Annotated in this window: 11 protein-coding genes; 5 read left to right on the forward strand and 6 right to left on the reverse strand. The window is 72.8% G+C overall.

Annotated elements, in window-relative coordinates:
• Nucleotides 1-4: 4 nt before the first annotated feature.
• From AVW11_RS09250 to AVW11_RS09265, 4 genes are all read left to right on the forward strand, one after another.
• On the forward strand, nucleotides 5-679 hold the full coding sequence (locus AVW11_RS09250; protein WP_060179333.1) for an urease accessory protein UreF: 675 nt from the start codon (nucleotides 5-7) through the stop codon (nucleotides 677-679).
• 38 nt (nucleotides 680-717) lie between these two features.
• On the forward strand, nucleotides 718-1,413 hold the full coding sequence (gene ureG, locus AVW11_RS09255; protein WP_030841902.1) for an urease accessory protein UreG: 696 nt from the start codon (nucleotides 718-720) through the stop codon (nucleotides 1,411-1,413).
• Entirely contained in the window at nucleotides 1,410-2,195 is a 786-nt protein-coding gene (locus AVW11_RS09260) for an urease accessory protein UreD (protein ID WP_076043728.1), read from the forward strand. The genes ureG and AVW11_RS09260 overlap by 4 nt, the downstream gene beginning before the upstream one ends.
• 185 nt (nucleotides 2,196-2,380) lie before the next feature.
• Entirely contained in the window at nucleotides 2,381-4,057 is a 1,677-nt protein-coding gene (locus AVW11_RS09265; protein ID WP_079250567.1) for an alpha/beta hydrolase, read from the forward strand.
• Between the two features lie 52 nt (nucleotides 4,058-4,109).
• On the opposite strand, the gene AVW11_RS09270 is transcribed toward AVW11_RS09265, so the two are convergent.
• The 6 genes from AVW11_RS09270 to AVW11_RS09290 form a co-directional block, all read right to left on the reverse strand.
• Entirely contained in the window at nucleotides 4,110-4,820 is a 711-nt protein-coding gene (locus AVW11_RS09270) for a lysophospholipid acyltransferase family protein (protein ID WP_030841899.1), read from the reverse strand.
• A gap of 87 nt (nucleotides 4,821-4,907) precedes the next feature.
• The gene (locus tag AVW11_RS37670) at nucleotides 4,908-5,066 is read right to left on the reverse strand and encodes a hypothetical protein (protein ID WP_030841897.1); all 159 of its coding nucleotides are present in this window, start codon (nucleotides 5,064-5,066) and stop codon (nucleotides 4,908-4,910) included.
• Nucleotides 5,067-5,098: 32 nt separating this feature from the next.
• On the reverse strand, nucleotides 5,099-6,055 hold the full coding sequence (locus tag AVW11_RS09275) for a cytochrome c oxidase assembly protein (protein WP_030841895.1): 957 nt from the start codon (nucleotides 6,053-6,055) through the stop codon (nucleotides 5,099-5,101).
• A gap of 112 nt (nucleotides 6,056-6,167) precedes the next feature.
• Nucleotides 6,168-7,193: a 6-phosphofructokinase gene (locus AVW11_RS09280; RefSeq protein WP_030841893.1), complete on the reverse strand. Its 1,026-nt coding sequence runs from the start codon at nucleotides 7,191-7,193 to the stop codon at nucleotides 6,168-6,170.
• A gap of 215 nt (nucleotides 7,194-7,408) precedes the next feature.
• The gene (locus AVW11_RS09285) at nucleotides 7,409-8,137 is read right to left on the reverse strand and encodes a type 1 glutamine amidotransferase (RefSeq protein ID WP_030841891.1); all 729 of its coding nucleotides are present in this window, start codon (nucleotides 8,135-8,137) and stop codon (nucleotides 7,409-7,411) included.
• A gap of 28 nt (nucleotides 8,138-8,165) precedes the next feature.
• Nucleotides 8,166-9,404, reverse strand: a complete 1,239-nt coding sequence (locus AVW11_RS09290) for a MurT ligase domain-containing protein (protein WP_030841889.1) — start codon at nucleotides 9,402-9,404, stop codon at nucleotides 8,166-8,168.
• A gap of 123 nt (nucleotides 9,405-9,527) precedes the next feature.
• Here AVW11_RS09290 and def point away from each other — a divergent pair, with 123 nt between their 5' ends.
• A complete protein-coding gene (gene def, locus AVW11_RS09295) occupies nucleotides 9,528-10,082 on the forward strand; it encodes a peptide deformylase (protein WP_076043729.1) in 555 nt (184 codons plus the stop codon).
• The last annotated feature ends 74 nt before the right edge of the window (nucleotides 10,083-10,156 follow it).

The raw sequence follows: 10,156 nt of genomic DNA on the forward strand, positions 1-10,156 counted from the left end.
CCACATGAGCCTCGCCGCGCTGCTCGTCCTCGCGGACGGCCGGTTCCCCGCGGGCGGCCACGCCCACTCCGGCGGGGCCGAGGCCGCCTGCAAGGCCGGCCGCATCCACGACGCCGCCACCCTGGAGGGCTTCTGCCGGGGCCGGCTGCACACCGCCGGGCTCACCGCGGCGGCCCTCGCGGCGGCGGCCGCCGCCGGGCTCGACCCGGCCGTCCTCGACGCCGAGGCCGATGCCCGCACCCCGTCGCCCGCGCTGCGCACCGCGGCGCGGCGGCTGGGCCGGCAGCTGCTGCGGGCCGCGCGGGCCACCTGGCCCGACCCCGCACTGGAGCAGCTCGCCGCCGCGTTCCCGCGTGGCGCCCACCAGCCCGTGGTGCTCGGCGTCACCGCCCGGGCGGCCGGGCTCGGGCCGCGGGACGCCGCGCACGTGGCGGCTTACGAGAGCGTCGGCGGACCGGCGACCGCCACCGTGCGGCTGCTGGGGCTGGACCCCTTCGAGGCGAGCGGGGTGCTGGCCCGGCTCGCCCCCGAGCTCGACGCCGTCGCCGCCCGGGCCGCCGAGGCCGCGCACCAGGCCCTGCTCGACGGGCCCGAGGCCCTGCCCGCGGCCTCCTCGCCGCTGCTGGAGATCGCCGCCGAGGTCCATGCCGACTGGCCGGTCCGCCTGTTCGCCTCCTGACCGCACCGCCCCACTCCTTCGACCCCGGGAGCACCCCCATGCACCTCGACCACGCCGTCGCCCCCACCCACCGCCACACCCACAGCGCCGAACCGCTGCGCGCCGACGGCACCCGGCGCGCCCTGCGCATCGGACTCGGCGGCCCCGTCGGCTCCGGCAAGACCGCCACCGTCGCCGCCCTGTGCCGCGCCCTGCGCACCGACCTGTCCATGGCGGTGGTCACCAACGACATCTACACCCGCGAGGACGCCGAGTTCCTGCTCCGCGAGGCGGTCCTGCCGCCGGAGCGGATCGCCGCCGTCGAGACCGGGGCCTGCCCGCACACCGCCATCCGCGACGACATCTCCGCCAACCTGGAGGCCGTTGAGGAACTGGAGGATGCCTTCCGCGAGCACGCCCCGCTCGACCTGATCCTCGTCGAGTCCGGCGGCGACAACCTCACCGCCACCTTCTCCCGGGGCCTGGTCGACGCCCAGATCTTCGTCATCGACGTGGCCGGCGGGGACGACATCCCGCGCAAGGGCGGGCCCGGCGTCACCACCGCCGACCTCCTCATCGTCAACAAGACCGACCTCGCCCCCCACGTCGGCTCCGACCTCGGCCGGATGGCCCGCGACGCCGCCGAGCAGCGCGGCGACCTGCCCGTCGCCTTCCAGTCGCTGCGCGGCCCCGAGGGCGTGGCCCCGGTCGCCGCCTGGGTCCGCGAGCGGATCGCCGCCTGGACCGTACGGTGACCACCGCGCCCCCCGTCCCCCCGCCCGCCGCGGGAGTGCGGGCCACCGCCCGCATCCACGCCGTGGCCGACGGCCGGGGCGGGACCGCGCTGCCCCTGCTCGCCGGGGAAGGCCCGCTCGCCCTGCGCCGCACCCGAGGCCGGGAGGCCGAGGCCGGGGTCGTGCTCGTCGGCGCGATGAGCGCCCCCCTCGGCGGCGACCACCTCACCGTCCGCGCCACCGCCGGACCCGGGGCCAGGCTGGCCCTGGCATCCGCCGCGGCCACCCTGGCCCTGCCCGGCCGGGCCGGCGAGCCCGCGCGCTACGACGTGGAGCTGGACCTGGAGGACGGCGCCGCGGTGCGATGGCTGCCGGAGCCGCTCGTCTCGGTCCGCGGCAGCGACCTGCGGGTCCGCACCCGGGTCCGGCTGGCCCCCACGGCACGCCTGCTGCTGCGCGAGGAACAGGTCCTGGGCCGTCACGGGGAGCAGCCCGGTCTGCTGCGCAGCCGCCTCACCGTCACCCGCGGCGGCCGGCCGCTGCTGGACCAGGAGCTCGCCTGCGGCCCCGGCGCCCCCGGCGGTTGGGACGGCCCGGCCGGCCTGGCCGGGCACCGGGCCGTCGGCCAGCTCCTCGTCGTGGACCCGGCCTTCGCGCAGGACCCGCCGCCGGCCGCGGTGCTGGGGGAGTGCGCCGCCGCGACGCCGCTGGCCGGTCCGGCCGTCCTCGTGACGGCCCTGGCCGGGGACGCCCTGCGGCTGCGCGAGGTCCTCGACGCGGCCTGCCGCGCCTACCACCGCTGAACGCCGGACGCGTCGGGCCCCGCTCAGCGGTACTGGGCTGTCCGGTTATCGGCTTGGCAAAGAATGTGGACAGCACCCTGTCGCCGGGCCCGGACCGGACGACAGGATCCCCCTGCACGCCGACGACCACAGCGGCCAACCCGGCTGCCCACGGCGGCATTTGACGCAGGGGGAACAATCACGTGATGCGCAACGCGGCGCTGGGGAGCGCCGCCACACTGATCACCGGCGCACTGGCCGCGAGCCTGCTGCTCGCCCCGCCGGCCGCCGCGGCCCCGGCCGACCAGGCCTCCCGGATCCCGGAGTCGCTGGGCGTGCAGATCGCCGCCGCCCGCGCCGCCCGTACCGGGATCGACTGGAAGGACTGTCCGGCGGACTGGGGCCTGGAGAAGCCCATCCAGTGCGGCTGGGTGAAGGTTCCGCTGGACTACGCCAAGCCGTACGGCAAGACCGTCGACATCGCCGTCGACCGGATCGGCAGCACCGGGACCAAGGAGGAGCGCCAAGGCGCCCTCGTCTACAACCCCGGCGGCCCCGGCGGCTCCGGCATGCGCTTCCCGCGCCGGGTCACCACCAAGAGCCCGCTGTGGGTCAACGCCTCCAAGGCCTACGACTTCGTGGGCTTCGACCCGCGCGGTGTCGGCCATTCGGCGCCCATCTCCTGCATCGACCCGCAGGAGTTCGTGAAGGCACCCAAGGCCGACCCGGTCCCGGACACCGAGGCCGACAAGCGCGCCCAGCGGGGGCTCGCCGCCGCGTACGCGGACGGCTGCAAGGAGCGCAGCGGCGAGATGCTGCCGCACATGACCACGCCGAACACCGCGCGCGACCTCGACGTCGTCCGGGCCGCCCTCGGCGAGCGGAAGCTGAACTACCTCGGCGTCTCCTACGGAACCTACCTGGGCGGGGTCTACGCGACCCTCTTCCCGACCCACGTGCGCCGCATGATCGTCGACAGCGTGGTGGACCCGTCGCAGGACAACATCTGGTACCAGGCCAACCTCGGCCAGGACGTCGCCTTCCAGACGCGCTGGAACGACTGGCAGGACTGGGTCGCCGGGAACGACGCCGTCTTCCACCTCGGCGACACCCGCGCGAAGGTCGAGGCCAAGTGGCAGGAGCTGCGCGGCAAGGCCAAGGCCGAGGCGCTCGGCGGGATCGTCGGCCCGGCCGAGCTCATCGGCTTCTTCCAGAGCGCCCCGTACTACGACTCCGCCTGGGTGCCCGTCGCCCGGACCTTCGCGGCCTGGGCGGCCGGCGACGAGCAGGCGCTGATCGACGCCATCGCCCCGGACATGTCGGACACCAAGGGCAACGCGGCCTCGGAGAACAGCAACGCCGTCTACACCGCCGTCGAGTGCGCCGACGCGAAGTGGCCCACCAGCTGGACCAGGTGGGACCGGGACAACACCCGGCTGCACGAGAAGTACCCGTTCCTCACCTGGTCGAACGCCTGGATGAACCTGCCGTGCGCGACCTGGAGGTCGAAGCAGAGCACCCCGCTGGAGGTCCGCGCCGGCCGCGGTCTGCCGCCGGTCCTGATCGTCCAGTCCGAGCGGGACGCGGCCACCCCGTACCAGGGCGCCGTCGAGCTGCACCGCCGGCTCGCCGGCTCGCGCCTGATCACCGAGCAGAACGCCGGCTCGCACGGCGTCACCAGCCTGGTGAACAGCTGCGTCAACACGCGGGTGGACGCCTACCTGCTCACCGGCAAGGTCGACGCCGAGGACGTGACGTGCGCCCCGCACGCCACTCCGGTCGCCCCGGCCGCGGCGGCCGCCCGCTCGTTGGACGCCGCTCCGGCCGACCTCCCGGCGCGCGAGGAGCTGCCCGCCGTACGCCGGGCCGTGTCCGCACGGTAGCGCGGGACGGGGGCGCGGCCGGCCCCGTGTGACCGGTGGAGCGGGAGGAGGCTCAGCGCGTCGTGCGCCGGGCCTTCTTCCGCGCCTGCTCCTCCTCGGCCTTCACCTCGGCCGCGTACCGGTCGACGTACTCCTGCCCGGACAGGCCGAGGATCGCGTACATGATCTCGTCGGTCACCGCCCGCAGGACGGCGCGCTCGCGCTCCATCCCGGCGTACCGGGAGAAGTCGAGCGGCTCGCCGAAGCGGATGGTCACCCGCCTGATCTTCGGGATCTTCTGGCCGGGCGGCTGGATCTCGAAGGTGCCCACCATCGCGCAGGGGATGACCGGCACCCCGGCGCCCAGCGCCATCGCGGCCACGCCCACCTTGCCCTTGTAGAGCCGGCCGTCGTGCGAGCGGGTGCCCTCCGGGTAGATGCCCAGCAGCTCGCCCTTGGCCAGCACCCCCAGCCCCTCGCGCAGGGCCGCCTGCCCGGCGTCCTTGCCGGAGCGGTCCACGGGGATCTGGCCGGCGCTGCGAAAGAACGCGGCGGTGAGCCTCCCCTTGAGCCCGGGGCCGGTGAAGTATTCGGCCTTCGCCAGGAAGGTGATCCGCCGCGCAAGGATCGCGGGCATCAGGAAATGGTCGGAGAACGAAAGGTGGTTGCCCGCGACGATCGCGGCGCCCTCCGCCGGGATGTTGTCCAGGCCCTCGATCCGCGGCCGGAACAGCAGCCGCAGGAGCGGGCCGAGGAGCACGTGCTTGAGCAAGTGGTAGAACACCAGGCCGCTCCTGTCGGTATCCCGTCGTCACGGTCATTTTACTGACGGTGAGCCCCGGGACGGCAGGGGTGGGGGCGGCGGCCTTCGTCAGGCACTGCGCGAAGCGGCCATCCCCGCGGTCAGCAGCCCCAGCACCACCCAGCCGAACCACAGCCAGCCGTTGCTGCCGAGGACCACCGAGTACGTGGCCACGGCCACCAGTGCGGCGAAGGTCATCACTGCCATCGCCTTAACGGATCCGGTCATGCCCCATGGTGGCTCGCCGGGGTGGGATCGCGCTACTGGCCACGCGCTCGGAGCGAGGCGAGATACGCGTTGTACGCCTCCAGCTCCTGGTCGCCGTTGCGGTCCGCGGCCCGGTCGGAGCGCTTCGCGGCCCGCTGCTCGGAGTGGTACCACTGGTAGATCAGGGCGATCAGGACCAGCACCGAGGGGATCTCGCTGAACGCCCAGGCGATGCCGCCGCCCCACTGCTGGTCGAGCAGCGGATCGATGCCGAGGGAGGCCGGCGGGTTCGCGTACGTCTTGATCATCGGCTGGCTCGCCATCATCAGGGCGATACCGAAGAAGGCGTGGAAGGGCATGCCCGCGAACAGCTCCAGCATCCGCATGACGTAGCCCGGACGGTGCGGCCCGGGGTCGACGCCCATGATCGGCCAGAAGAAGATCATGCCGACGGCGAAGAAGTGGACCATCATCGAGATGTGCCCGGCGCGGCTCTCCATCAGGAAGTCGAAGAGCGGGGTGAAGTACAGCGCGTAGAGGCTCGCGATGAACATCGGGATCGTGAAGGCCGGGTGCGTGATCACCCTCATGTACCGGCTGTGCAGCAGCGCCAGCAGCAGCTCGCGCGGCCCCCTGCGCCCGCGGGCGGCGGGCGGCAGCGCGCGCAGCGCCAGCGTCACCGGGGCGCCCAGCAGCACCAGGATCGGGGTGATCATGCTGATCACCATGTGCTGGACCATGTGCACGCTGAACATGACCATGCCGTAGTCGTTCAGCTTGGTGCACATCACCAGGACCACGGTCAGCACGCCGATGGTGAACGCGATGGTCCGGCCCAGCGGCCAGGAGTCCCCGCGCCGGCGCAGCCGCAGCACGCCCCACCCGTAGAGGGCGAGGCCGAGCAGGGAGCCGAACAGGAAGAACGCGTCGAAGGAGAACTCCAGCCCGCGCCCGAGAGTGAACGGCGGCATGTCCATGTGCATGTCCATGCCGTGCCCGTTGTGGTCCATCTGTTCACTCCCTCGACTGTGCTGCCCCACCACAGTAGTGCCGCCCCCGTACGCTCTTGCGCGCGGGGGCGGCCTGTCACAAAAGGGACGTCAGGGGACGGTCGCAGAACGGTCAGAGAACGGTCTGGGCCTCGTCGTAGCGCTCGGCCGGGACGGTCTTCAGGGTCGAGGTGGCCTCGGCGAGCGGCACCATCTCGATCTCGGTGCCGCGCAGTGCGGTCAGCATGCCGAACTCGCCCCGGTGCGCCGCCTCCACCGCGTGCCAGCCGAAGCGGGTCGCGAGGACGCGGTCGTACGCGGTGGGCGTGCCGCCGCGCTGGACGTGGCCCAGGATCACCGGCCGGGCCTCCTTGCCCAGGCGGTTCTCCAGCTCGACGGCCAGCAGGTTGCCGATGCCGGCGAACCGCTCGTGGCCGTAGATGTCCTTGCCGCGCTCCTCGAAGGCCATCGAGCCGGGCTTCGGCTTGGCGCCCTCGGCGACCACGACGATCGCGAACCGCTTGCCCGCGGAGAAGCGCTCGCCGACGATCGCGGTCAGCTCGTCGATGTCGAAGGGGCGTTCCGGCACGACGATGGCGTGGGCGCCGGCCGCCATGCCCGAGTGCAGCGCGATCCAACCGGTGTGGCGGCCCATGACCTCGACGACCATCACGCGCTGGTGGGACTCGGCGGTGGTCTTCAGCCGGTCCAGCGCCTCCGTGGCGACGCCGACGGCGGTGTCGAAGCCGAAGGTGACGTCGGTCGAGGCGATGTCGTTGTCGATGGTCTTCGGGACGCCGACGATCGGCAGGCCGGCCTGCGAGAGCAGGTTCGCGGCCTTCAGGGTGCCCTCGCCGCCGATCGGGATGATCGCGTCGAGCCCGAGGTCGGCGACGTGCCCGCGGGCACGCTCGACGCCGTCGCGCAGGTGCGCGGGCTGGACCCGGGAGGAGCCGAGGATTGTGCCGCCGCGGGCGAGGATGCCGGCGACCGCATCGAGGTCGAGCTTGCGGTAGTCCGCCTCCAGCAGGCCCTTCCAGCCGTCATGGAAGCCGATCACCTCATCGCCGTGGTCGACGACGGCGCGGTGTACGACGGAGCGGATGACGGCGTTGAGGCCGGGGCAGTCGCCACCGGAAGTGAGCACACCTATGCGCATGGCAGAAGAGACCTTTGCAACGTGGGCCGGCGACCGGACCACGTCGTCCGGTGGGAACTACGGCCACCCTACAAGCGGTTTGGCAGTGCCCTGAACCATCCTCCACATGCTGGTCGTGATCGTCGTGCGAAACGACGTCGGCCCGGTTCCCCCTAGGGAAAACCGGGCCGAACACATGATGCGGGGGCCGCCCTGATGAGCGGTTCGCGCGGGTGCTAGGCGGGCTGTGTCGCCGCCGCGATCCGCTCGGCGCGCAGCGCCTCGTACCACCGGTCGTCTATGGCCGGCAGCGCGTTGACGTCGAGGGCCAGCTTCAGCAGCAGGTCCGCGATCTGCGGGTTGCGCGCCATCACGGGCCCGTGCATGTAGGTCCCGAACACCGTGTCGTTGTAGGCGCCTTCGGTGCCGTCGCCGGTGCCGTTGCCGCGGCCCATGGTCACCCGGGCGAACGGCTTCGCCGTCGGGCCCAGGTGGGTGACGCCCTGGTGGTTCTCGAAGCCCGTCAGCTGCGGCAGGCCCAGGCGCGGGTCGATGTCGGCGAGGACGTCGCCGACGCACCGCTCGCCCTCACCGCGCAGCGTCACGACGTCCAGCAGGCCGAGGCCCTCCTGGCGCTGGCCCTGGTCGTTGACGAACTCCTTGCCGAGGATCTGGTAGCCGGCGCAGACGGAGAAGACGATCGCCCCGTTCGAGACGGCGCGCTCCAGACCGCCGTCGCGCAGCAGGCGCTCCGCCGCCAGGCGCTGCGGGCGGTCCTCACCGCCGCCGATCAGGTAGATGTCACCCGAGGTGGGGATGGGCTGGTCGCTGCGCACGTCCACGCGCTGCACGTCCAGGCCGCGCTGGCGGGCCCGGCGCTCCACGACGAGGGCGTTGCCCTGGTCTCCGTACGTGCTGAGCAGGTCGGGGTAGACCCACACCAGACGCAGGCTGTTGTCGCTCATGCTCGTGTGTCCTCTGGGGGTATGAGTTCTAGTTGCCGACGCGGCGGCGCACGTCCTGGAAGGCGGTGTAGTTGGCGATCAGCTCGATCTGTCCGGGCGGCGCGAGCTGCACGGCCTCGTCGAGCGTCTCGCACACCCGGAAGTCCAGGCCCGCGACCTCGAGGCGGACCGCGAGGTCCAGCTTGCGGTCGCCGATGACGAAGATCGGGTGGCCGGCCAGGCGCGGGTAGTCGACGTCCCACAGCCAGGACGTGTCGGTTCCGTCGGCGCCGCGCGCGTTCACGGAGAGGATCACCGGGGTCGGCGGCGGGTCGATCAGCGAAAACGTTTCGAGCCAGCCCGCAGGGTTCTTCGCGAGCAGCAGGCGCAGTTCGCGGCCCTGGAAGGTGACGACGTCGTAGCGGCCGGCGACGGCCTGCACCTGGTACATCCGCTCCAGTGCGACCTGCGGCGGGACGCCGAAGACGGCGGCCACGGCGGCCGAGGTGGCGGCGTTGGCCTTGTTGGCGCGGCCGGGCAGCTGGAGGTGGATCGGCCAGGCCGAGCCGTGCGGGTCCAGTACGTGGTCGCCGGAGAGCGCCCAGGTCGGGGCCGGGCGGCGGAAGCCGCACTCGCCGCAGAACCAGTCGTCGCCCGGGCGCTGCATGACACCGCCGCAGGAGGGGCACGACCAGGCGTCGTCCTTCCACTCCTGGCCGGCGGCGACCCACACCACGTTCTGGGAGGAGGAGGCGGACCATACGATCAGCGGGTCGTCGCAGTTGGCGACGATGACGGCCTTGGAGCCCTGGAGCCCCTCACGCCACTTCTCCGCGAGCATGCGGGTCTCGGCGGCGCGGTCCAGCTGGTCGCGGGAGAGGTTGAGCAGGGCGATCACCTTGGGGGTGACGTCCCGGGCCACTCCGGCCAGGTACTTCTCGTCGACCTCGATGACGCCGTATTTGGCGTCCGAGCCGCCGGCGAGAGCCGAGGTGATGCCCGCCGGCATGTTGGCGCCGAGGGCGTTGGACACGACCGGTCCGCTGGCCCGGAGGGCCTCGGCGATCAGCCGGGTCGTCGTGGTCTTGCCGTTCGTCGCGGAGACGAGGACGACGTCGAGGTGTTGCGCCAGCGCGCCGAGAAGATCGGGGTCGAGCCTGAGTGCGACCTTGCCACCGATCACCGATCCGCTTCCGCGTCCCGCGGCCCGCGACACCGCCGCCGCGGCCTTGCCCGCCGTCACGGCCAGCTTGGCCCGCGGCGAAAGCGGCTCCGTGTTGCCTGCCATCGTCCCTTGTCCTCCTAGCGTCGGTCGGCCCCAGCCTATCCAGTACCTGCCGCAGCCTTGACCGCGGCGCCCCCGCCCCGTCGCGGATCTGCTCATATAGTCGCCCGTCGTAGGCTTGGCGCCATGCGACAGCGCCTGATCCCCGGTACCACCGGACTCGTCCGCACCATGAGCCTGCTGGGTGATCCGGTGCTCCACTCGCCCTGCCCGGAGGTCACCGAATTCGGCCCGGCCCTCGCCCGGCTGATCGAGGACATGTTCGCGACGATGTACGCCGCCGAGGGGGTCGGCCTCGCCGCGAACCAGATCGGTGTCGCCCAGCGGGTGTTCGTCTACGACTGTCCCGATGACGAAGACGTACGGCACGTCGGGCACGTCGTCAACCCGCGTCTGGTGACGGCCGACGGGGACGAGTTCCTCGGGCCCGAGGGCTGCCTGTCCCTGCCGGGGCTGGAGGCGGGCACGGCCCGCTTCGACCACGCGGTCGTGGAGGGGGTCACCTCGGACGGGACTCCCGTGCGGATCTCCGGCACGGGGTTCTTCGCGCGCTGCCTCCAGCACGAGTGCGACCACCTCGACGGGACCGTGTACGCGGACCGCGTGACGGGGATGCGGGCCCGTCGCCTGCGGCGGGCGATCGCGAAGACGCCCTGGGGAGCCGAGTCGCTGCGCGGCTAGGCACTTTGAGCCTCGCCGGCGTTTGAGGCGCGGGGTCCGGGGCGGCGCCCCGGGGAACCCGGCTCCGCCGGGCA

Source organism: Streptomyces amritsarensis, assembly GCF_001953875.1.
Lineage (GTDB): Bacteria > Actinomycetota > Actinomycetes > Streptomycetales > Streptomycetaceae > Streptomyces > Streptomyces amritsarensis.